This window comes from Mesorhizobium qingshengii (genome assembly GCF_900103325.1).
GTDB lineage: Bacteria > Pseudomonadota > Alphaproteobacteria > Rhizobiales > Rhizobiaceae > Mesorhizobium > Mesorhizobium qingshengii.
In genome coordinates this window covers 108,546-128,799 of record NZ_FMXM01000007.1, presented here as the reverse complement: position 1 = coordinate 128,799, position 20,254 = coordinate 108,546, and the positions used below count along the sequence as shown (strand labels likewise).

The window sequence follows — 20,254 nt, the reverse complement described above, 5'->3', positions numbered from 1 at the left end:
ACCCTTGCTATCTGATCATGCGGCTTCGAGCGCGGCCCTCACCGCGGCAATCGCATCATTGGCCTTCGACGCATCGGGACCGCCGGCCTGAGCCATGTCAGGCCGACCGCCGCCACCCTGCCCGCCGAGTGCGGCGGAGGCCACGCGCACCAGATCGACGGCGCTGAAGCGGCCGACAAGATCATCGGTGACAGCGACCACGACGCTCGCCTTGTTGTCCTCGCCAGCGCCGACGAAGACCACGACGCCGGAGCCGAGAGACGTCTTGCCGGCATCAGCCAACGGCTTCAAATCCTTCGGCGAGACGCCGGAAACCGCCTTGCCGAGGAAGCCGACGCCCGCCACCGTCTCGTTCTCCGACGGTGCACCCGCCGCGGCACCGCCGCCCAGCGCCAGCTTCTTGCGCGCCTCGGTCAGCTCTTTTTCGAGCCTCTTGCGCTCGTCGAGCAGCGCCTCGACACGCGCCGGCACGTCAGCCGGCGAGATCTTCAGCGTTGCGGCGACCGATTTCAAGCGCCGGTCCTGCTCGTCGAGATGCTTGCGTGCGGCCTCACCGGTCAATGCCTCGATGCGGCGCACGCCGGCCGCAACCGCGCTATCCGACACGACACGCACCAGACCGATATCGCCGGTCGCCCTGACATGCGTGCCGCCGCAGAGCTCGACCGAATAGGGCCGGTTCGCCTTGGCCCCATGCAAGCCGGTGCCCATCGATACGACACGCACTTCATCGCCGTACTTCTCCCCAAACAGCGCCATGGCGCCTTCTGCGATTGCATCGTCGACCGACATCAGGCGCGTGGACACCGGGCTGTTCTGCACGACGATCTCGTTGGCCATGCGCTCGACTTCTTCGAGTTCCTCGGCCGAGATTGGCTTGTTGTGCGAAATGTCGAAGCGCAGGCGCTCGGGCGCGACCAGCGAGCCCTTCTGCGCGACATGGCTGCCCAGCACCTCGCGCAGCGCCTCGTGGATCAGATGCGTCGCCGAATGGTTCGCGCGCAGCCTGGTACGACGGGCATGGTCCACTTTCAACTCGACCGCCGCGCCGGTCTTGACCGTACCGCTGGCCACCTTGCCGATATGGACGAACAGCCCATCAGCCTTCTTCTGCGTATCGGAGATATCGATCGAGAAGCCTTCGCCCGAAATGACACCGGTGTCGCCCATCTGGCCACCGGATTCGCCATAGAACGGTGTCTGGTTGACGACCACGGCAATCGCCTCGCCTTTGCTGGCGATGTCGACGGTCTTGCCGTCCCTGACAAGCGCCTGGATGAGGCCTTCCGCCTGCTCGGTCTCGTAGCCGAGGAACTCGGTGGCGCCCGCCTGCTCGCGCACCGGGAACCAGACCCTCTCGGTGGCCGCCTCGCCGGAGCCTGCCCAATGAGCGCGCGCCTCGGCCCTCTGCCGCTCCATCGCATCGGTGAAGCCGGCAAGATTGACCGAGATGTTGCGCTGGCGCAGCGCATCCTGCGTCAGATCGAGCGGGAATCCGTACGTGTCGTAGAGCTTGAAGGCCGTTTCGCCATCCAGCATGTCGCCGGCATGCAGCTTCTCCGTAGCCTCCGAAAGCAGACCGAGGCCGCGCACCAGCGTCTTGCGGAACCTTGTTTCCTCGAGCTTCAGCGTCTCGGTGATCAACTGTTCGCCGCGCACCAGTTCCGGATAGGCCTGACCCATCTCGCGCACCAGCGCCGGCACCAGGCGCCACATCAGCGGATCACGGGAGCCAAGCAACTGCGCATGGCGCATGGCGCGGCGCATGATGCGGCGCAGGACGTAGCCACGGCCTTCGTTCGACGGCAGCACGCCGTCGGCCACCAGGAAGGAGGACGAGCGGAGATGGTCCGCGATGACGCGGAAGGACGCAACGGTCTCCTTGTCGGGGCCATGCCCGATCGCCGACGACGCCGCATCGATCAGGTGACGGAACAGATCGGTTTCAAAGACGCTTTCCACGCCTTGCAGGATCGACGCCATGCGCTCCAGGCCCATGCCGGTGTCGATCGACGGGCGCGGCAGGTCGATGCGCTCCTCCTTCGTCACCTGTTCATACTGCATGAACACCAGGTTCCAGAATTCGAGGAAACGATCACCATCCTCCTCCGGACTGCCGGGAGGGCCGCCCCAGATGTGCTCGCCCCGGTCAATGAAGATTTCCGAGCACGGCCCGCACGGTCCGGTGTCACCCATCGCCCAGAAATTGTCCGAGGTCGCAATGCGAATGATGCGGTCGTCGGAAAACCCGGCAATCTTCTTCCAGAAGCCGGCCGCCTCGTCATCCGTATGATAGACGGTGACCAGCAGCTTGTCCTTCTTCAGCCCGAATTCCTTGGTGATCAGGTTCCAGGCCAGCTCGATCGCACGCTCCTTGAAGTAGTCGCCGAAGGAGAAATTGCCGAGCATCTCGAAGAAGGTCAGATGGCGCGCGGTATAGCCGACATTGTCGAGGTCGTTGTGCTTGCCACCGGCGCGAACGCTCTTCTGGGCGGTCGAGGCGCGCGAATAAGGCCGCTTCTCGAGGCCCGTGAAGACGTTCTTGAACTGCACCATGCCGGCGTTGGTGAACATCAGCGTCGGATCGTTGCGCGGCACCAGCGGGCTCGACGCGACGATCTCGTGACCCTCCTTTTGGAAATAGTCGAGAAATGTCGACCGGATCTCGTTCACGCCACTCATGAATGCTGCCTTTTCGAGAGAACCGCCGGCCAGCCGACGGAAAATGGGCTCTTGCGTCCTGGAAGATAGACTTGGCCTTTTAGCGATCGCACCGCACCCTGTCCAGAAACACGGAATTGGTCCAAATCGCGGCCTTTGCCGACTGTCCGGACCAGCCTGCCTCGCCGCCAAAACGCAAAACCGCCGACCCAGGGCCGGCGGTTCGAAACGCATTGATACGCAAACTCAAACTGGGGTACGCGAACTCAGGCTGAAGCCCTGACGGGCCATGCTCGTCCTACATCGCGCCGGCTTCATCCTCGAAACCGTCGTCACCGCCTTCGGAGCCACCATTCTCGAGGAATTTCTCGGCGATCAGCCCGGCATTCTGCCTGAGCGCCAGTTCGATCTCGCGCGCCGTGTCGGGATTGTCGCGCAGGAAAAGTTTTGCATTCTCGCGACCCTGGCCGAGACGTTGCGAATTGTAGGAGAACCAGGCACCCGACTTCTCGACCACGCCGGCTTTGACGCCAAGATCGACCAGTTCGCCGGTCTTGGACACGCCCTCGCCATACATGATGTCGAACTCGACCACCTTGAAGGGCGGCGCCAGCTTGTTCTTGACCACCTTGACGCGGGTCTGGTTGCCGACGACCTCGTCGCGATCCTTGACCGAGCCTATGCGGCGGATGTCGAGGCGCACCGAAGCATAGAACTTCAGCGCGTTGCCGCCGGTCGTGGTTTCGGGCGAACCGAACATGACGCCGATCTTCATGCGGATCTGGTTGATGAAGATGACCATGGTGTTGGAGCGCGAGATCGACGCGGTGAGCTTGCGCAGCGCCTGGCTCATCAGCCGGGCCTGCAGGCCCGGTAGCGAATCGCCCATCTCGCCTTCGATTTCAGCGCGAGGCGTCAACGCCGCGACCGAATCGACCACCAGCACGTCAATGGCGCCGGAGCGCACCAGCGTGTCGCAGATTTCCAGCGCCTGCTCACCGGTGTCGGGCTGCGAGATCAGAAGGTTCTCGAGATCGACGCCAAGCTTGCGCGCATAGACCGGGTCAAGCGCATGCTCGGCATCGACGAAGGCGCAGATGCCGCCCTTCTTCTGGGCTTCCGCCACAGTGTGGAGGGCGAGCGTCGTCTTGCCCGAGCTTTCCGGCCCGTAGATCTCGATGATGCGGCCGCGCGGCAGGCCACCGACGCCAAGCGCGATGTCGAGGCCAAGCGAGCCGGTCGGCACCGTTTCGATCTCGACGACCTGCTCGTTCGCGCCGAGCCGCATGATCGAGCCTTTGCCGAAAGCCCGCTCGATTTGCGACAGCGCCGCATCCAGAGCCTTTGATTTGTCCACCGCTTTGTCCTCTACCAGCCGCAAAGAATTCTGAGCCATGATACATCACCCCTTGGTCGTCAATGAAGGCCGGACAATCCGTAATCCCTGCCATTTTGTACCTTTTTTGTTCTCGTTTGGCAAGGGGCTTCAAATATCTGAAAAACAATCAAAATTCGGATTTGTTCTTTTTTCGTCCCAGAACCCGAGCAGGAATGCATCCCACATTGGGCCAGACAGCTTGGCCGTTTCGATCCGCCGAATCGTTGCCTTGCATGCGAAACTCCGTCACGCAGCCTAGCGCTTGTGCGGTTGGAATAACAAAGGTCATATCGCCGGCATGGTGAAATCTCCAAGAATTCTGGCGGTGGGCGGTGCCCATATCGACCGGCGCGGCCAGGTTTCGGGCGCTTACGTGCCCGCCGCCTCCAATCCGGGCACGATGCGCGAGGATGTCGGCGGCGGCGTCTTCAACGCATTGCGCAGTCTGGTGCGGCGCGGAGTCTCCGCCTCGCTGCTGTCGGTGCGTGGCGGCGATGCCGCCGCCGATACCGTCGCGCGAGCCATCGCGGAAGCAGGCATTGCCGACCTGTCCGCCGTGTTCCTTGATCGGACAACGCCGAGCTACACGGCGCTGATCGACCGCGAGGGCGAACTGATCGTCGGCTTCGCCGACATGGCGCTCTATGAGCTGGCATTTCCCAAGCAGATTCGTCGTTCCAAGGTGCGGGAGGTGATCGCGGCCGCCAATGCCATTCTGTGCGACGCCAATCTGCCTTCGGCGGCACTGGAACGGCTGGTTTTGCTTGCCGCCGGCAAGCCCGTGTTCGCCATTGCCATTTCGCCGGCCAAGATCGTGCGTTTGAAATCGGTCCTCAGCCGTCTGGCCGTCGTCTTCATGAACCAGCGCGAAGCCGTCGCCCTGGCTGGCCTGGACGGTACGGCGTCCGGGCCAGACATCGTTGATGGTCTGAAACGCGCCGGCCTCAACAGCGCGGTGGTCACGGCGGGCGGTGGCCCGGTGCTGGGTTTTGACTGCGACGGCACCTTTGCCGTCATGCCGCCCGCGCCCAGGAAGGTGGCGGATGTCACCGGCGCCGGCGATGCGCTGGCGGGCGCAACCGTTGCCGCCCTGCTGCGTGGCATGCCCCTGCGCGCGGCACTGCGCGAGGGCGTCGCCGCGGCGACGCTGGCCATCGAAAGCGCCGACGCCGTTCCCGATTTCACCGCGGCGACCTTCTCCGAGGCGCTGGCTCTTGTGCCGGATGCGCAGGAAGTGGCATGAGACCGGCAAATTCATAGTGCCGGAGTGCCGCTCGCGCGTCCCGATGGATCGCCGCACTCCGGGTTGGAGATACAGATGACCCCTGAGACCGCCCGCCCCTTCATCGACATCCATGCGCCGGTGGCGCAAGCCTTGGCCGCTGGCCGGCCGGTGGTGGCGCTGGAAAGCACCATCATCACCCATGGCATGCCCTACCCCGACAATGGCGCGATGGCGGCGGACGTCGAAAAGATCATCACCGATGGCGGCGCCGTGCCGGCGACGATCGCCGTGGTTGCCGGCCGCATCAAGATCGGGCTTTCGGACGGTGAGCGCGAATCGCTCGCCATGACCGGCGATGCCATGAAGCTGTCGCGCGCCGACCTCGGCTTTGCCGTCGCGCAAGGGCGCACCGGCGGCACCACGGTCGCCGCCACGATGATCGCGGCGCACATGGTCGGCATCAAGGTGTTCGCCACCGGCGGCATCGGCGGCGTGCACAAGGGCGCCGAAAAGAGTTTTGACATTTCCGCCGATCTCGACGAGCTGGCGCGCACGCCGGTCATCGTCGTATCGGCCGGCGCCAAGGCCATCCTCGACATCGAAAAGACGCTGGAAGTGCTGGAGACGCGCGGCGTGCCGGTGGTTGGCCATGGCTGCGAGACGATGCCAGCCTTCTGGTCGCGCCATTCGCCGTTCCGCGCGCCGTTGACCTTGTACAAGCCGGAAGACATCGCGCATTTCTACCAGACGCGGCAGGCGCTCGGGCTCGGCGGCGGCATGCTGATCGCCAACCCGGTGCCGGAGAACCACGAAATCCCGGCCGAGGAGATGGCCGGCTATATCGAAGCCGCGCAGCAGGCAGCCGAGGCTCTCAACGTGACCGGCAAGGCGGTGACGCCATTCCTGCTCTCGAAAATCCTCGAACTGACCGGCGGCAGGAGCCTCAAGACCAACATCGCCCTGGTCGAAAACAATGCACGACTGGCGGCGAAGATCGCCAGGGCATTGTAGTTTCCACGCAGCTACTTGCCGGCGCGCCGTCCCGCCTCATGGGCGCGGCGCGCCCACACCGCCATCTCGTCCGGATCGTCGAAGGCGCTGTCGGGAATGCTCCAGTAGGGCATGGAGACCAGCTTGCCGTGCCGCGAGCCGGTATAGGTCCATTGCTTGCAACCGGCGGCTTCGAAGGCGGGCGCGCTTTGCTCGTCCGCCTTCAGCATCAATTCGCCGCGCAGCACGATGGCGACGATGACGCCGTCGAAATAGATGCCCTTGCCGCCGAACAATTTGCGGATGCTGACCGGGCCAAGGCCTTCGAAAAGTTCGGCTATGCGTTCATTGTCCATGCCGCGATCATGACATCGGCATCTGGCATTGTCATCGCCGCAACCAAAACCATGCTGACAGGTTGAGAACGAAATTCGTCGGAGTTTTTCATGCCGCTTCTGCTCAAAGGGTCCTGCCGGTGCAACGCCGTGCGTTTCGAGGTCGAGAGCCACACACCGGTGCCGTTCATGCTCTGCTACTGCTCGATCTGCCGCAAGCAACAGGGTGGTGGCGGCTTCGCCATCAATCTCGGCGCCGACTACGAAACGCTGAAAATTACCGGCAAGCGCAATCTCGGCGTTTATCGAGCCGAGATCGAGGATGACGAGCATCCGCAATGCGAAGTCTCGTCAGGCGAGCGGAATTTCTGCAGGAAATGCGGATCGGCACTGTGGCTCTACGATCCGACCTGGCCGGAGTTGGTCCATCCCTTCGCCTCGGCGATCGACAGCGACTTGCCGAAGCCTCCGAGCAAGGTGCATCTGATGCTGAAGTACAAGGCGAACTGGGTCGAGCCTGATATCGGCAAGGGCGACAAGACATTCGACGTCTATCCGGAGGAATCGATCGCCGACTGGCACAAACGAATGAAAATGTGGGTGGATTAGCATCCTTCTCCCCGTTTGCGGGGGAGGAATACTCAGGCCGACGCCCGCGCCTCTGCCAGCGCTTTCAAGTCAGCCGGCTTCAACTCGACGGATTCGCCGCAGCCGCAGGCCGAACTCTGGTTCGGGTTGTGGAAGGTGAAACCGGTGCGCAGCGTCGTCTGCTCGAAGTCCATCTCGGTGCCGAACAGGAAAAGCGCTGCTTCAGGCGCGACATACACATGGGCGCCGTCGCGCTCGATATGGTCGTCCTTGGTGTTGGGCTCGGTCACCAGATCGACCGTGTATTCCATGCCGGCGCAGCCGCCCTTCTTGATGCCGAGGCGTATGCCATGCGCGTTGTCGCGGGTGGCGACGATCTCGCGCACCCGGTCGGCGGCCTTTTCGGTCATCGTGATGACGGCGAAGCGTCCCATTCTTTTTCTCCGCGTTCACGCAGGTTCAAAGCCTGCGGAATGAGTCTTCACCTAAAATGGTGAAGAATGTCGGCCGGCGCAACCCCGGTCCGTTCAGTGTGCCTTCGACAGCAATTGGTTGGCTTGCCGTTGCAGGACCTCGTGCATTCCTACCGGATGGCTGTCTTCGGCTGCATAGAACCGATCAGTCGCCTCGTCGAATGCCGTCTCCGGCAATTCGTCCATCTTGTCCATTCTAGCAAGGCGATCTTGAGGGAAGTCTGCGCCAAAAACCAGCAATGCACTTCTGGCAGCTTCGGCATGATCTGGCAGGCCAAGTGTCTGCATCGCGGATATGGCCCGCTCCACGGTAATTCCAAATGAGTTGTGGAAATATTGGTGGAAGCTTCCATTCAAGACGTCGCCGAATAGCAGGTCCGCACAAAGGACGTCGACGACATCGGCTGGCAACTCTTGCAGGATCGAGTGAAACTCGTTTGGGGCGTTGCAGGCATTCAGAAAGCGATCCCCACCCCAGCGCTGCATAAGTTTCATAGTTGCAGGCGGCACGAAGTCGGGAACGTCTATTTCCCATTCCTCCACCTGCAGCCCCTCAATACCAACCCACCGCGACCTGCGCCTCTTCCGACATGCGGTCGGGCGACCAGGGCGGGTCGAAGGTCATATTGACCTCGACGCCGGAAACGCCTTCGACGGCGCCGACGGCGTTTTCCACCCAGCCCGGCATTTCGCCAGCGACAGGGCAGCCGGGCGCGGTCAGCGTCATGTCGATCTTGACCGAACGGTCGTCCTCGATGTCGATCTTGTAGATGAGGCCAAGCTCATAGATATCGGCCGGGATTTCCGGGTCGTAGACGGTCTTCAGCGCCGAGACGATGTCGTCGGTCAGCCGCGCCAATTCGTCGGCGGGAATGGCCGAAGCGGAAACCAGCGGGTTGATGGCCGCATCCGGTGCGGTCTCTGTGGTATGGCTAGCGTCGTCCATGATCGTCACCCGAAGAACTTTCGCGCTTTTTCGAGCGCTTCCGCCAAAGCGTCGACTTCGGCCCTGGTATTATACATGCCGAACGATGCCCTGCATGTGGAGGTTACGCCAAAACGTTTCAACAGCGGCTGGGCGCAATGGGTGCCCGCGCGGACCGCTACTCCCTGCCGATCTATCACCATCGACACGTCATGGGCATGAATGCCCTGCAACTCGAAGGAAATGATCGCCCCCTTGCCCGGTGCGTCGCCGAAGATGCGCAGCGAATTGATGGCGCGCAGCCGCTCGTGGGCATAGGTCTTGAGGTCTTCCTCGTGCGCGGCAATGCGCTCGCGGCCGACCTTTTCCATATAGTCGAGTGCCGCGCCCAGCCCGATAGCCTGCACGATTGGCGGCGTGCCGGCCTCGAAGCGGTGCGGCGGCTCGTTGTAGGTGACGATGTCTTCCGTCACTTCCTCGATCATCTCGCCACCGCCCATGAACGGTCGCATGCCCAGGAGAATGTCCTTCTTGCCATAGAGCACGCCGATGCCGGACGGACCGTAGACCTTGTGGCCGGTGAAGACGAAGAAATCGCAATCGAGATCCTGCACGTCGATCGGCATGTGCACGGCGCTCTGGCTGCCGTCGACGAGTACGGGAATTCCACGCGAATGCGCAATGCGCACGATCTCCTTGATCGGCGTCACCGTGCCCAAGGCATTCGACATCTGCGTGATGGCGACAAGCTTGGTGCGGTCGGTCAGCCGCTTCTCGAATTCCTCGATGTGGAAGACGCCGAGATCGTCGACCGGCACCCAGACCAGCCTGGCGCCCTGCCGCTCCCGGATGAAATGCCACGGCACGATGTTGGAGTGGTGCTCCATGATCGACAGCACGATCTCGTCGCCCTCGCCGATGTTGGGCATGCCATAGCCATAGGCGACCGTGTTGATCGCCGACGTCGTGTTCGAGGTGAAGACGATGTTGTCGGTGCTCGGCGCATTGAGGAAACGGCGCACAGTCTCGCGCGCCTTCTCATACGCATCGGTCGCGGCATTGGACAAGAAATGCAGGCCACGGTGAACGTTGGCGTATTCCTGGCTGTAGGCGTGCTGGATTGTATCCAGCACCACCTGCGGCTTCTGAGCCGACGCGCCGTTGTCGAGATAGACCAGCGGCTTGCCATAGACTTCCCGCGACAGGATCGGGAAGTCGCGGCGGATCGCCTCGACGTCGTAGAAATCTCCGATCTTGCCTGGAGCGTTCATCAGGATCACCCGTGTGCCACGAACCAGTCGTCAAGCCGCGCTTCGAGCGCCTCGACAATCGTCTCGTCGTCCAATTCCTCGATCACCTCGGCGACAAACGCCTTGACCAGAAGGCCGCGCGCGCTCTTCTCGTCGATGCCACGCGCCATCAGGTAGAACAGGTGGTCGTGGTCGATCTCGGTGACGGTCGCACCATGGCCGCAGACGACGTCGTCGGCGAAGATTTCAAGTTCGGGCTTGGTCGAGAACTCACCGTCGTCCGACAACAGCAGCGTGTTGCAGGCCATCTTGGCGTTGGTCTTCTGCGCATACTGGTGGACGTTGATGCGGCCCTGGAAGACGCCGCGCGCCTTGCCCGTCACCACGTTGCGGATCACTTCCGTCGAGGTCGTATGCGGCACGGTGTGGTCGAGCACCATGGTCACGTCGCTATGGGTGTCGCCTGCAAGCAGGTTGATACCACGCAATTTGAAGTCGGCGCCCTCGCCAGTGGTCTTGACCATGATCTCCTGGCGCACGAGCTTGCCGCCGGCATTCATGACGAACAGCGTCAGTTTGGCGTTCTTACCGATATGGGCCTTGAACTGCGCCAGATGCGTTGCCGTTTCCGGCTGTTCCTGGACGATCAGCCACGTCACCTCGGCGCCCTCGCCGAGCACGAGCTGGCTGACCGAACTTACCAGAGCGGCCCCGTCACCCGTCTGACGCTCGACGATAACGGCCTTGGCGCCGGCGCCGACCCGCAGCGGCAGGCGCACATGCGTCTGGCCACCGGCCTGCAGGTTCTGCAGTTCGATCGGCTTGTCCAGTTCGACGCCATCGGCGATGTCGACAAAATAACCATCGGCAACGAAAGCGGTGTTCAAAGCGCCGATGGCATCGTCGCTGCCATAGGGATCGAGCCCCGGCGCGATGCTGCCATCGATCAGCTTTTCCGACAGGCGCTGCACGGTGACGCCCTCAACGGCCGGCACCTTCGTGCTGGATACGCCGTTCAGTACGGCCAACACGGCCGAGCCTTCCACGATCGGAGCAATGGCTTTGACCGCTGCGGCCGGATCGAAGTCCGGCACCGCATTCAGCAACCGACGCAGGTCCGTGTAGTGCCAGGATTCGACGCGCCGCGTCGGCAGGCCGTGCTTGATCGCCTCGATGGCGTCGTCACGCTTCAGCATCACCGCGCCGTCGCCCGGCAGCAGCGACAGCCGCTCGCCGAATGCGTCTATCAACGCCGTCTCGGCCGGTGTCCGCTGGGGCTGTGTGTGCATATTCATCAGTCTTGCCTCTGGCATCTCACGCGGCTTCGCCGATCACGCCGGCATAGCCATTGGCTTCCAGGTCGAGCGCCAGCGACTTGTCGCCGGACTTGATGACCTGGCCCTTGTAGAGCACGTGCACGCTATCCGGCACGATGTGTTCGAGCAGGCGCTGGTAGTGGGTGATGACCAGGAAAGCCCGGTCCGGCGTGCGCAACGCGTTGACGCCGTCAGAAACGATCTTCAGCGCGTCGATGTCGAGGCCTGAATCGGTTTCGTCGAGCACGCACAGCTTCGGCTCCAGCAGCTTCATCTGCAGGATCTCGGCGCGCTTCTTCTCGCCGCCGGAGAAGCCAACATTGAGCGGTCGCTTGAGCATCGCCATGTCCATGCTGAGCGAGGCGGCGGCTTCCTTCACACGCTTGAGGAATTCCGGTATCTTCAGCGGCTCTTCGCCACGCGCCTTGCGCTGCTCGTTCATGGCCACTTTCAGAAATTCCATGGTCGCCACACCCGGTATTTCCATCGGATACTGGAAGGCGAGGAAGATGCCTGACGTGGCGCGCTCGGCCGGATCCATTCCGAGGATCGACCGGCCGTTGTAGAGGATGTCGCCCTCGGTCACTTCATAGTCCTCGCGGCCGGCGAGGATGTAGGACAGCGTCGATTTGCCCGAACCGTTCGGACCCATGATGGCGGCGACCTCGCCGGCTTTCACCGTCAGGTTCAAGCCGCGGATGATTTCGGTGCCGTCATCGACGATGCGGGCGTGCAGGTTTCTGATCTCAAGCATTCTTTTGTTTCCTGAATATCTGTCCGGTCAGCCGACCGAGCCCTCAAGCGAGATTCCGATCAGCTTCTGCGCCTCGACGGCAAACTCCATCGGCAGCTGCTGGATGACGTCCTTGACGAAGCCGTTGACGATCAGCGCGATCGCTTCCTCCTCGGGAATGCCGCGCTGCATGACGTAGAACTTCTGGTCCTCGGAAATCTTCGAGGTCGTCGCCTCATGCTCGAACTGCGCCGTCGAGTTCTTGGCTTCCATGTAGGGCACGGTGTGCGCGCCGCACTGGTCGCCGATCAGCAGGGAATCGCAGTTGGTGAAGTTGCGGGCATTGGTCGCCTTGCGATGCGCCGAAACCTGGCCGCGATAAGTGTTCTGCGAGAAGCCGGCGGCGATGCCCTTGGAGATGATGCGGCTCGACGTGTTCTTGCCGAGATGGATCATCTTGGTGCCGCTATCGACCTGCTGATAGCCATTCGACACGGCGATCGAATAGAACTCGCCGCTGGAATCGTCGCCGCGCAGGATGCAGCTCGGATATTTCCAGGTGATGGCCGAACCTGTTTCGACCTGCGTCCACGAGATCTTCGAGCGGTCGCCACGGCAGTCGCCGCGCTTGGTGACGAAATTGTAGATGCCACCCTTGCCCTCGGCGTCGCCGGGGTACCAGTTCTGCACCGTCGAATATTTGATCTCGGCATCGTCGAGCGCCACCAATTCGACCACCGCGGCATGAAGCTGGTTCTCGTCGCGCTGCGGCGCCGTGCAGCCTTCGAGATAGGAGACGTAAGCCCCCTCCTCGGCGATGATCAGCGTACGCTCGAACTGGCCGGTGTTCTTCTCGTTCATGCGGAAATAGGTCGATAGTTCCATCGGGCAGCGCACGCCCTTGGGCACGAAGACGAAGGAGCCGTCGGTGAACACAGCCGAATTCAGCGTGGCATAGTAGTTGTCGGAAGTCGGCACGACCGAACCGAGATACTGCTTCACCAATTCCGGGTGCTCGCGAATGGCTTCCGAGATCGAGCAGAAGATGACGCCGGCCTGCGCCAACTCCTTCTTGAAGGTGGTGACGACGGAGACGGAATCGAACACCGCGTCGACAGCGACACGGCCGGATTTGTAGACATTGTCGCTAACTTCCTCGAGTTCCGAGGCGTCGGTCTTCTGCACGCCGGCGAGGATTTCCTGCTCCCTCAGCGGAATGCCGAGCTTTTCGTAGACCTTCAAGAGTTCGGGATCGACATCGCTGAGCGAGGTCGGGCCGGGCGTGCTCTTGGGCGCCGCATAGAAGTAGATGTCCTGGAAATCGATCTTGGCGTAATGGACGCGCGCCCAGGTCGGCTCGTCAAGCGTCAGCCAGCGGCGATAGGCTTCCAGACGCCATTCCAGCATCCAGGACGGTTCGTCCTTTTTGGCCGAAATGAAACGGATGATATCTTCGCTCAGCCCTTTCGGGGCCTTGTCCATCGCGATTTCGGTCTGGAATCCATATTTATACTGGTCGACATCGATCTTGCGGACTCGATCGATCGTCTCCTGCACAGCAGGCATTAGCGTTCTCCATCCACGCCGGGGTCAAGGCCCGGCAGTTTTCAAACTATGGCACCGCCAAAATGAACACCCAAAGGGCAATCCGCGGCAGCGTAAGTTCCATATAGTGCGTTCCGACCGGAAATTCACCCGGCCAGCATGAAACGCACGGCTCTACCAGGCCGTGAAGCCTGTCTATCCCTGGCCGCTCATGCGGCCTTTTCCCTGTCCGCCTTTTCCCTGGCGGCTTGTCGCGCGGCGATCCCCGCCAACGCGATGCGGAACAACTCGATGTCCTGCGCGCCGGTCGCTGAACCGATCGACACGCGCAAGGCGCCAGCGCTGTCACTGTGCCCCATGGCCTTCAGCACATGGCTCGGCCCGACCTTGCCCGACGAGCAGGCGGAGCCGGCAGACAGAGCCACACCGGCCAGATCGAAGGCGATCTGCGCGGTTTCGGCCTTGACGCCCGCAATAGCGAAGAATGTCGTGTTGGCAAGCCTTGGCGAACCGGTTCCGAAGATTTCCACGTCCGGCACCAGCATTTTCACGATGGCTTCGATCTCGTCGCGGCGATGCCCAACCGCATCCATGGCCGGCAGTCCGGTCCGAGCCTCGCGCGCGGCCGCGCCAAAACCAGCGATGGCCGCGAGGTTTTCCGTGCCGCCGCGATGGCCCTTTTCCTGGCCGCCGCCACTGATCAGGGGCTTCGGCATCATCAGATCGGAGGCGGCGACGATGGCGCCGACGCCTTTGGGACCGCCGATCTTGTGCGAAGACAGAATAAGATAGTCGGCGTAACCCGCTGACATATCGATCGAAACACGGCCCGCGGCCTGAACGGCGTCAACGACGAGAACGCCGCCCGCCGCCTCGACGATTCCGGCAATCCGATCGATCGGCTGGATCACCCCGGTCTCGTTGTTGGCGGCATGGATGGCAACCAGCGGCAGGCCATCGGCCTTGCCATGCGCGGCAAGCGCCGCGGCCAGGGCTGCAAGGTCGGCGATGCCGTTGGCGTCGACGCCAATCCGCGTCACCTGCGCTGCCGGGAAGCGCCCGCCATTCAACAGGCAGGGATGATCGGCCTCGGACACGTAGAGCCGGCTCATGTGCACCGTGCCGCGCCCCATCCGCCAGTCGGGTGTCAGCAGCGTCGAGGCGGCCTCCGTCGCGCCGGAGGTGAACACGACATGCTCGGGCTTGGCGTTGACCAGCGCTGCCACATCACGCCTTGCAGTCTCGATCAGGCGTCGTGCAGCACGCCCCTCGGCGTGGACCGACGACGGGTTGGCGGCGACATCAAGCGCCGCGACCATAGCCTCGCGCGCCACCGCAAGCAGCGGCGCACTGGCATTGTAGTCGAGATAGGCGCGTAGTCCGGCCATTTTCGTCCAGTTGGTCCCGTCAGAAGCCATTCCGCCGTCGTATGGCGTTATTTCCTTGAAATTCCAAGGCGAGCCGTCCTATTTACGCGGCTTGCGGCGCGAGTGGCCGGGCTCGACGTTTTGGCTACTCAGTTTTGAACAATTCTAAACTAGCTTCTAAGAAGACGCTCGCCCTGCGTCAAGGCCAGAGGAAGATACGTTCCGGGCGCCGCGCATTCGTATTACCTAAGTGGAGTATTTCATGCCTGAGGTCATTTTCACCGGTCCGGCCGGCCGTCTGGAGGGACGCTACCAGCCCTCCAAGGAAAAGAGTGCGCCGATTGCCATCATCCTGCACCCGCATCCGCAATTTGGCGGCACGATGAACAACAAGATCGTCTACGACCTCTTCTATATGTTCCAGAAGCGGGATTTCACCACGCTTCGCTTCAATTTCCGCGGCATCGGCCGAAGCCAGGGCGAATTCGATCACGGTACCGGCGAGTTGTCGGATGCCGCTGCGGCACTCGACTGGGTGCAGTCGCTGCATCCGGATTCCAAAAGCTGCTGGGTCGCCGGATATTCGTTCGGCTCGTGGATTGGCATGCAGTTGCTGATGCGCCGGCCGGAGATCGAGGGCTTTATCTCGATCGCGCCGCAGCCCAACACCTATGACTTCTCGTTCCTGGCACCCTGCCCGTCATCGGGCCTGATCATTCATGGCGATGCCGACAAGGTGGCGCCGCCGAAGGACGTGCAAGGCCTGGTCGACAAGCTGCACACGCAAAAGGGCATCACCATCACGCAGAAGACCTTGCCTGGCGCCAACCACTTCTTCGCCAACGACGCCGACCTGCTGCTCGAGGAATGCGCGGACTATCTCGACCGTCGGCTCGCCGGCGAATTGTCCGATCCGCGGCCGAAGCGGCTGAGATAGACCAGGAAGAGGCGACAGGCGATGTACGAGCCTCCTCAATTCAAGGAAACGCGGACGGACATCCTGCACGAGCTGATCCGGGCGCATCCGCTGGGCCTGTTGATTTGCAACGGCGCCGAGGGGCCTGTCGCCAACTCCATCCCCTTCCTGCTCGATGCCGACGTGCCGCCCAACGGCAGGCTGCGCGCGCATCTTGCCAGGGCCAATCCACAATGGCGCCTGTTGGCCGACAATCCGGCCTCGCCGGTGCTGATCGTCTTCCAGGGCAGCGATGCCTATGTGACGCCGTCCTGGTACGAGACCAAGCGCGAAACCGGCAAGGTGGTTCCGACCTGGAACTATGCCATCGTGCAGGTGCGCGGCACGGTCAAGGTGATGGATGACCAGGACTGGCTGGCGCGGCAGATTGCCGATCTGACTGCCTCCCAGGAAGGCGCTCGCGAGGCCCCCTGGGCAGTGACCGACGCGCCAGCGCCATTCATCCAGTCGCAGATCAAGGGCATCATCGGGCTGGAAATCGAGATCAACGAAATCCACGGCAAATGGAAGGTCAGCCAGAACCGGCCGGTCGCCGACCGCGCCGGCGTTGCCCAGGGGCTGGAAAGCGAAGACCACCGGTCACCCGATATGGCCAGCCTGGTGAGATCGTATGGCGGTCTCGACGGCAACTAGGCTTCGGCAAATCCGTGCGCTCAGGCAATCTTCCTGGTCGGGCCAATCAGCCAAAACGTCTCCTTGCGAACCGGCAATCCCGACCCTGTCGGACGAAAGATGAAGCCAAGCCGGGCAAAGACCAGCCCACTAGCCAGCGCGAATGCGCAGCCAAGGCCGAAGCCGGCGACGGTGTCGCTGGGATAGTGCGCGCCGACAAAGACCCGCGTCGACGCGATGCACGCCGTGATGGCCAAGGCGATGTACCAGCGGCGCGGAAACAAAAGCAGGGCGACCCCGAACACGGCGCCCATTGTCGTGGCATGGCCGGACGGAAATCCGGCGAAGCGCGCATCAAAGGCGAAAGGGTGCAGGGACAGAACACCAAAATCGTGGAAATAGAGCGGGCGGGCCCGACCGATGGCGTATTTCAGCACATTGACGGCCAGGCCGGACAGACCAACCGCGCTCAGCACCAGAAATGCCAGGCAGGTCCAGTTGTAGGCCAGCATCAGCGAACGCCTCGAAAGGCTTCGCCAGTCCGTCAGGTTCGCGGCGACGAGCAGAAGCGCTGATGGAATGAGATACCAGCCACCCAGGCCGAACTGTGTGAAAAAATCGGCTAGGTGAACGAACCTTGGCGACCACTGGTCGCGAAGCATCCCCGCCGGAGTGTCGAGGCGAACAAACGCTGCCGCCGTCAGAAAAACCCAGACCAGGCCCCAGACAGGCCACACTATGTTCGGGTAGCCGGCGGGTCGAACGGCAAAGCGCTTGCTTGCGATCTGCATCGTATCGCGAAAATTGTCCAGGGATCGGCGCCCCACGCCAAGGAGCCCGCGGGAAACAGAAGGGCGCGATTTCACGAGCATTGGAAATTCGACCCTATCATCGAACAGCCGTCATTGAACCACACGGTAAAGGCCGAGCGACAGTTTGTCTCCCGACGAATAGTTGAGCCCGTCGATCCGGGCAACGCGGTTCGCGGATTTGCCTTGTGCCGCCAGCAGGCCATTCAGTTTCTGCTCATCGCCGACCTGCGCCAGTGCTAACGCACAGGCAGGGTCGGCAAGAAGATGCCTGGCGACGCCATCGACGTCGGTCAGAACCGTTTTCGTGCCGACAAGGAACACCAGGCTCGGCTCGTGATACCCCGCCGAGGCAAGCACGGTGGTGTCGCAAGGCCTGTTGGCGCGGACAGCCGCCTCGATCGCCGGGCTCAGCCAGACCGGCTTCAGCGAGGGCGCAATGATGCCGAACAACAAGGCATAGGTGATGCCCGCACAGACCGCGACGGCGGCAATGCGGCGAAGCGGCACTTGCAACCGCCGCGAAAAGGCGAAGTAGCCGGCGCCGAGCGCCGCGGCGGCCGCTGGGATGCTCCACCATGAGAAGGTGCCGGTGAGGTAGATCGGCGCGCCCACGCACACCACGGCCAGGCCGAGGCTGACCACGACCAGGCCGAATGCGGTCGACCACCACAACCAGCTTTGCCAGCGCCGGAGCGGTGCATTGGCATCCTGCGGCGACAATGTCAGCAGCCAGCCGATCAGCAGCGCCATGCCGGGGTACGCCGGCAGGACATAGTGCGGCAGCTTTGTCGGAATGAGTTCGAACACCAGCCAGAATGGGATGTACCAGGCAAGGCAGAAACGCAGCCGGGGATCGTCGCGCAACCGGTTGAGCGCCTGGAGCCCGGCACCAACCGCGATCAGACCGAAAGGCCACATGAACAGCGAGTAGGTCAGCATGTAGAAGCCGGGCGGCAGGCCATGCGATTCCTCGCCCGACGCGACCTTGCCAAGCATGTCCTTGCCGACGGCCTGTTGCAAGAAAGCGCCATGGCTTTTCCAGGTGATCAGGGCAAGCCAGGGCAGCACGATCAGCACAACGAGCGCCAGACCGCGCCCCACTCTGAGCTTCGCCAGCCAGCGCCCATCGCGCTCGAAGGCGAACAGCACCGCGATGGTGAGCGCCGACAGCAGCGGCGCGATCGGTCCCTTGATGAGGATTGCAGCACCCTGCGCTATCCAGAAGATCCACCATAGATGGCCGGCGACAGGTTCGTTCCGGCGTGACGCCAGATAGATCTGCGCCAGCGCGCCTTGCGCCGCCACGCAACAGGCCAGCAGCATCGCATCGGTCTTGGCGTCGCGGCCCTCGAACGCGGTGGCGAAGATCGCGGCCATGACCAGGCCGGCGGCGATACCGGCATTGGCTCCGAAAAGATTGGTGCCGGTCCAGGTGATCGCCAGCACGGCAATGGCAATGCCTAGCGCCGAGACCGTGCGATAGACCCAAATCGGCGCTTCGGCGCCCCCGCCGCTCAGCATCACGGCCGTGGATTGCAGCCAATAGATACCGATCGGCTTCTGGTAGCGCGAGGCGTCCTGAAAGCGGATGTCGACATAGTCGCCGGTCTCGACCATCTGCTTGGTGGCCTGGACGAAGCGGGGTTCATCGCGGTCGATCGGCGGCATCGACGCCAGCCCCGAAACGGTCATCACCAGGCTGAACAGGAAGAGAAGGATGTAATTCCTGTTCAGCGCCATGTCTGGGCCTTTCCGACCATTTTCTTAATAACGCCCAGGCCGCTCAATCGACCTTGGTCATCGCCGCCGCCTTGCGCTCATTCGCGATCAGCCAGAGATTTCTGATATAGATGAACATGCCCATGGCCTGCCCGGCGATGAACACCGGATCCTGACGCTGGATGGCATAGATCAGAAGCAGGCCGCCACCGAACAGCGAGAAGAACCAGAAGGCGACCGGCACGACGCTGCGCTTGGCCTTCTCCGAGGCGAGCCACTGCACGACGAAGCGCATGGTGAAGAAGAACTGGGCGATGAAGCCGAGCAGGATCCAGGCATCGAACTGCTTGATGAAAACCTGGTGAAGCCAGGTCACCAATTCCTGAAGCACGTCACCCATGCCTGATTTCCTCTACTTTGGGCATTCTGCGGCGCCTGCGGCGCAGCCACCAGACACCGCCGAGATCGAGCGCGCCCTGCAGGCCGCGATCAAAAATCCCATAATTCGACTTGCCGTGGCGGCGCGAACGATCGACGACGTCGCAATGCACGACGCGGTAGCCCTCCTGGATGACCAGCGCCGGAACGAAGCGATGGGTGCCGTCGAAGAACGGCAGTTTGCGCAGGATATCGGTATGGACCGCCTTCAGGCCGCAGCCGGTGTCGCGCGTCTCGTCATGCAGGATGGCATTTCTCAGCCAATTGGCGAAACGCGACGCCAGTTGCTTGACCTTGCTGTCGCGGCGCTTGAGGCGCTGCCCTTGTGCAGCGCCGAACTCGGGCCCGGCCTGCCGCAAGGCATCGACCAGCACCGGAATGTATTGCGGATCGTTCTGGCCATCGCCGTCGATCGTGGCGACGATGCTGCCGCGCGCCGCCCAGGCGCCTGAACGCACCGATAGGCTCTGGCCGGCGGATTTCTGGTGCCGCAATTCCCGCAGCGGAAACGGGCGAATTGCCGCCTGCTCGGCGAGCACCGAAGCGGTCTCGTCGGTCGAACCGTCATTGACGATGATCAGTTCGAATTCGCGGCCGGCCATCGCCGCCTCGATCTCATCGATCAGCAGCGGCAGGTTTGCCGCCTCGTTCCTGCAAGGAATGACGATGGATATCAATGCGTCCGGCATGTCGCGTCGGGCTCTGTCGTCGGATATGGCATTGGATGGATGCCGTGCGGTGCCGTTCGAGGTCGTGGGCTGCAAGAACCTTCTGGCGCGGCGCCTCATTACGCCAGCCGAAACGATGAAGCAAGCATTCGTGCCGGAAGGCTCGCTGCAACGTTTCAACAACGGGTGATCGGTTCGGCGTCTTGCGATCCCTGGCGCAAGCGCAATCACCCGCAAAACCGG

At 62.5% G+C, this 20,254-nt stretch carries 21 protein-coding genes; 6 read left to right on the top strand and 15 right to left on the bottom strand.

Going from position 1 to position 20,254, the window contains the following annotated elements; translation table 11 throughout:
- Positions 1–15 precede the first annotated feature (15 nt).
- Together alaS and recA are read right to left on the bottom strand one after the other, a co-directional pair.
- Positions 16–2,682, bottom strand: a complete 2,667-nt coding sequence (gene alaS, locus BLS48_RS13370) for an alanine--tRNA ligase (protein WP_091578261.1) — start codon at positions 2,680–2,682, stop codon at positions 16–18.
- 277 nt (positions 2,683–2,959) lie between these two features.
- The gene (recA, locus tag BLS48_RS13365) at positions 2,960–4,057 is read right to left on the bottom strand and encodes a recombinase RecA (protein WP_010909075.1); all 1,098 of its coding nucleotides are present in this window, start codon (positions 4,055–4,057) and stop codon (positions 2,960–2,962) included.
- Between the two features lie 280 nt (positions 4,058–4,337).
- Here recA and BLS48_RS13360 point away from each other — a divergent pair, with 280 nt between their 5' ends.
- Positions 4,338–5,282: a carbohydrate kinase family protein gene (locus BLS48_RS13360; protein WP_091578260.1), complete on the top strand. Its 945-nt coding sequence runs from the start codon at positions 4,338–4,340 to the stop codon at positions 5,280–5,282.
- Between the two features lie 75 nt (positions 5,283–5,357).
- The gene (locus BLS48_RS13355) at positions 5,358–6,275 is read left to right on the top strand and encodes a pseudouridine-5'-phosphate glycosidase (RefSeq protein ID WP_091578258.1); all 918 of its coding nucleotides are present in this window, start codon (positions 5,358–5,360) and stop codon (positions 6,273–6,275) included.
- A gap of 11 nt (positions 6,276–6,286) precedes the next feature.
- Here the strand turns inward: BLS48_RS13355 and BLS48_RS13350 are convergent, their stop codons facing one another.
- Positions 6,287–6,610: a TfoX/Sxy family protein gene (locus BLS48_RS13350; protein WP_091578257.1), complete on the bottom strand. Its 324-nt coding sequence runs from the start codon at positions 6,608–6,610 to the stop codon at positions 6,287–6,289.
- A 90-nt stretch (positions 6,611–6,700) separates the two neighbouring features.
- Here BLS48_RS13350 and BLS48_RS13345 point away from each other — a divergent pair, with 90 nt between their 5' ends.
- Positions 6,701–7,198 carry a GFA family protein gene (locus tag BLS48_RS13345; protein WP_091578255.1) on the top strand — a complete coding sequence of 166 codons (498 nt, stop codon included), beginning with the start codon at positions 6,701–6,703 and terminating at the stop codon, positions 7,196–7,198.
- Between the two features lie 32 nt (positions 7,199–7,230).
- Here BLS48_RS13345 and sufA read toward each other — a convergent pair whose 3' ends face one another.
- The 8 genes from sufA to BLS48_RS13305 all read right to left on the bottom strand — a co-directional run bounded on the left by sufA (position 7,231) and on the right by BLS48_RS13305 (position 14,807).
- Positions 7,231–7,611 carry a Fe-S cluster assembly scaffold SufA gene (gene sufA / locus BLS48_RS13340; protein WP_013532156.1) on the bottom strand — a complete coding sequence of 127 codons (381 nt, stop codon included), beginning with the start codon at positions 7,609–7,611 and terminating at the stop codon, positions 7,231–7,233.
- 93 nt (positions 7,612–7,704) lie between these two features.
- Positions 7,705–8,193, bottom strand: a complete 489-nt coding sequence (locus tag BLS48_RS13335) for a DMP19 family protein (protein ID WP_143019426.1) — start codon at positions 8,191–8,193, stop codon at positions 7,705–7,707.
- Between the two features lie 10 nt (positions 8,194–8,203).
- Positions 8,204–8,596 carry an SUF system Fe-S cluster assembly protein gene (locus tag BLS48_RS13330; RefSeq protein WP_091578506.1) on the bottom strand — a complete coding sequence of 131 codons (393 nt, stop codon included), beginning with the start codon at positions 8,594–8,596 and terminating at the stop codon, positions 8,204–8,206.
- 5 nt (positions 8,597–8,601) lie between these two features.
- On the bottom strand, positions 8,602–9,846 hold the full coding sequence (locus tag BLS48_RS13325; RefSeq protein ID WP_091578504.1) for a cysteine desulfurase: 1,245 nt from the start codon (positions 9,844–9,846) through the stop codon (positions 8,602–8,604).
- Positions 9,847–9,851: 5 nt separating this feature from the next.
- Entirely contained in the window at positions 9,852–11,120 is a 1,269-nt protein-coding gene (sufD, locus tag BLS48_RS13320; RefSeq protein WP_091578252.1) for a Fe-S cluster assembly protein SufD, read from the bottom strand.
- Between the two features lie 19 nt (positions 11,121–11,139).
- On the bottom strand, positions 11,140–11,895 hold the full coding sequence (gene sufC, locus BLS48_RS13315) for a Fe-S cluster assembly ATPase SufC (RefSeq protein ID WP_091578250.1): 756 nt from the start codon (positions 11,893–11,895) through the stop codon (positions 11,140–11,142).
- A gap of 27 nt (positions 11,896–11,922) precedes the next feature.
- Positions 11,923–13,440: a Fe-S cluster assembly protein SufB gene (sufB, locus tag BLS48_RS13310; protein WP_091578249.1), complete on the bottom strand. Its 1,518-nt coding sequence runs from the start codon at positions 13,438–13,440 to the stop codon at positions 11,923–11,925.
- Positions 13,441–13,628: 188 nt separating this feature from the next.
- Positions 13,629–14,807 (bottom strand): cysteine desulfurase family protein, encoded by a 1,179-nt coding sequence (locus tag BLS48_RS13305; protein WP_091578503.1) that lies wholly within the window; start codon positions 14,805–14,807, stop codon positions 13,629–13,631.
- Positions 14,808–15,048: 241 nt separating this feature from the next.
- Here BLS48_RS13305 and BLS48_RS13300 point away from each other — a divergent pair, with 241 nt between their 5' ends.
- The gene (locus tag BLS48_RS13300; protein ID WP_091578247.1) at positions 15,049–15,723 is read left to right on the top strand and encodes an alpha/beta hydrolase; all 675 of its coding nucleotides are present in this window, start codon (positions 15,049–15,051) and stop codon (positions 15,721–15,723) included.
- A gap of 21 nt (positions 15,724–15,744) precedes the next feature.
- Positions 15,745–16,395, top strand: coding sequence for an FMN-binding negative transcriptional regulator (locus BLS48_RS13295; protein WP_091578246.1), 651 nt, complete (start codon positions 15,745–15,747; stop codon positions 16,393–16,395).
- A gap of 20 nt (positions 16,396–16,415) precedes the next feature.
- On the opposite strand, the gene BLS48_RS13290 is transcribed toward BLS48_RS13295, so the two are convergent.
- The 4 genes from BLS48_RS13290 to BLS48_RS13275 form a co-directional block, all read right to left on the bottom strand.
- Positions 16,416–17,165, bottom strand: coding sequence for a phosphatase PAP2 family protein (locus tag BLS48_RS13290; RefSeq protein WP_244529583.1), 750 nt, complete (start codon positions 17,163–17,165; stop codon positions 16,416–16,418).
- 111 nt (positions 17,166–17,276) lie between these two features.
- On the bottom strand, positions 17,277–18,926 hold the full coding sequence (locus BLS48_RS13285; RefSeq protein WP_167365070.1) for an ArnT family glycosyltransferase: 1,650 nt from the start codon (positions 18,924–18,926) through the stop codon (positions 17,277–17,279).
- 43 nt (positions 18,927–18,969) lie between these two features.
- Complete coding sequence (locus BLS48_RS13280; RefSeq protein ID WP_091578243.1) at positions 18,970–19,305, bottom strand: lipid-A-disaccharide synthase N-terminal domain-containing protein; 336 nt, start codon at positions 19,303–19,305, stop codon at positions 18,970–18,972.
- Entirely contained in the window at positions 19,298–20,032 is a 735-nt protein-coding gene (locus tag BLS48_RS13275; protein WP_091578241.1) for a glycosyltransferase family 2 protein, read from the bottom strand. The genes BLS48_RS13280 and BLS48_RS13275 overlap by 8 nt, the downstream gene beginning before the upstream one ends.
- Between BLS48_RS13275 and BLS48_RS34940 the strand changes: the two genes are divergently transcribed.
- The gene (locus tag BLS48_RS34940) at positions 20,010–20,201 is read left to right on the top strand and encodes a hypothetical protein (RefSeq protein WP_143019425.1); all 192 of its coding nucleotides are present in this window, start codon (positions 20,010–20,012) and stop codon (positions 20,199–20,201) included. The genes BLS48_RS13275 and BLS48_RS34940 overlap by 23 nt on opposite strands.
- Positions 20,202–20,254: the final 53 nt, after the last annotated feature.

Bases quoted from the DNA above. Each gene is read 5' to 3' on its own strand.
- sufC (WP_091578250.1), bottom strand. From the start codon at position 11,895: ATGCTTGAGATCAGAAACCTGCACGCCCGCATCGTCGATGACGGCACC.
- BLS48_RS13330 (WP_091578506.1), bottom strand. From the start codon at position 8,596: ATGGACGACGCTAGCCATACCACAGAGACCGCACCGGATGCGGCCATC.
- BLS48_RS13305 (WP_091578503.1), bottom strand. From the start codon at position 14,807: ATGGCCGGACTACGCGCCTATCTCGACTACAATGCCAGTGCGCCGCTG.
- BLS48_RS13295 (WP_091578246.1), top strand. From the start codon at position 15,745: ATGTACGAGCCTCCTCAATTCAAGGAAACGCGGACGGACATCCTGCAC.
- BLS48_RS13280 (WP_091578243.1), bottom strand. From the start codon at position 19,305: ATGGGTGACGTGCTTCAGGAATTGGTGACCTGGCTTCACCAGGTTTTC.
- BLS48_RS13350 (WP_091578257.1), bottom strand. From the start codon at position 6,610: ATGGACAATGAACGCATAGCCGAACTTTTCGAAGGCCTTGGCCCGGTC.
- BLS48_RS13275 (WP_091578241.1), bottom strand. From the start codon at position 20,032: ATGCCGGACGCATTGATATCCATCGTCATTCCTTGCAGGAACGAGGCG.
- BLS48_RS34940 (WP_143019425.1), top strand. From the start codon at position 20,010: ATGGATATCAATGCGTCCGGCATGTCGCGTCGGGCTCTGTCGTCGGAT.
- sufA (WP_013532156.1), bottom strand. From the start codon at position 7,611: ATGGGACGCTTCGCCGTCATCACGATGACCGAAAAGGCCGCCGACCGG.
- sufB (WP_091578249.1), bottom strand. From the start codon at position 13,440: ATGCCTGCTGTGCAGGAGACGATCGATCGAGTCCGCAAGATCGATGTC.
- BLS48_RS13360 (WP_091578260.1), top strand. From the start codon at position 4,338: ATGGTGAAATCTCCAAGAATTCTGGCGGTGGGCGGTGCCCATATCGAC.
- alaS (WP_091578261.1), bottom strand. From the start codon at position 2,682: ATGAGTGGCGTGAACGAGATCCGGTCGACATTTCTCGACTATTTCCAA.
- sufD (WP_091578252.1), bottom strand. From the start codon at position 11,120: ATGAATATGCACACACAGCCCCAGCGGACACCGGCCGAGACGGCGTTG.
- BLS48_RS13355 (WP_091578258.1), top strand. From the start codon at position 5,358: ATGACCCCTGAGACCGCCCGCCCCTTCATCGACATCCATGCGCCGGTG.
- recA (WP_010909075.1), bottom strand. From the start codon at position 4,057: ATGGCTCAGAATTCTTTGCGGCTGGTAGAGGACAAAGCGGTGGACAAA.
- BLS48_RS13300 (WP_091578247.1), top strand. From the start codon at position 15,049: ATGCCTGAGGTCATTTTCACCGGTCCGGCCGGCCGTCTGGAGGGACGC.
- BLS48_RS13325 (WP_091578504.1), bottom strand. From the start codon at position 9,846: ATGAACGCTCCAGGCAAGATCGGAGATTTCTACGACGTCGAGGCGATC.
- BLS48_RS13285 (WP_167365070.1), bottom strand. From the start codon at position 18,926: ATGGCGCTGAACAGGAATTACATCCTTCTCTTCCTGTTCAGCCTGGTG.
- BLS48_RS13345 (WP_091578255.1), top strand. From the start codon at position 6,701: ATGCCGCTTCTGCTCAAAGGGTCCTGCCGGTGCAACGCCGTGCGTTTC.
- BLS48_RS13290 (WP_244529583.1), bottom strand. From the start codon at position 17,165: ATGCAGATCGCAAGCAAGCGCTTTGCCGTTCGACCCGCCGGCTACCCG.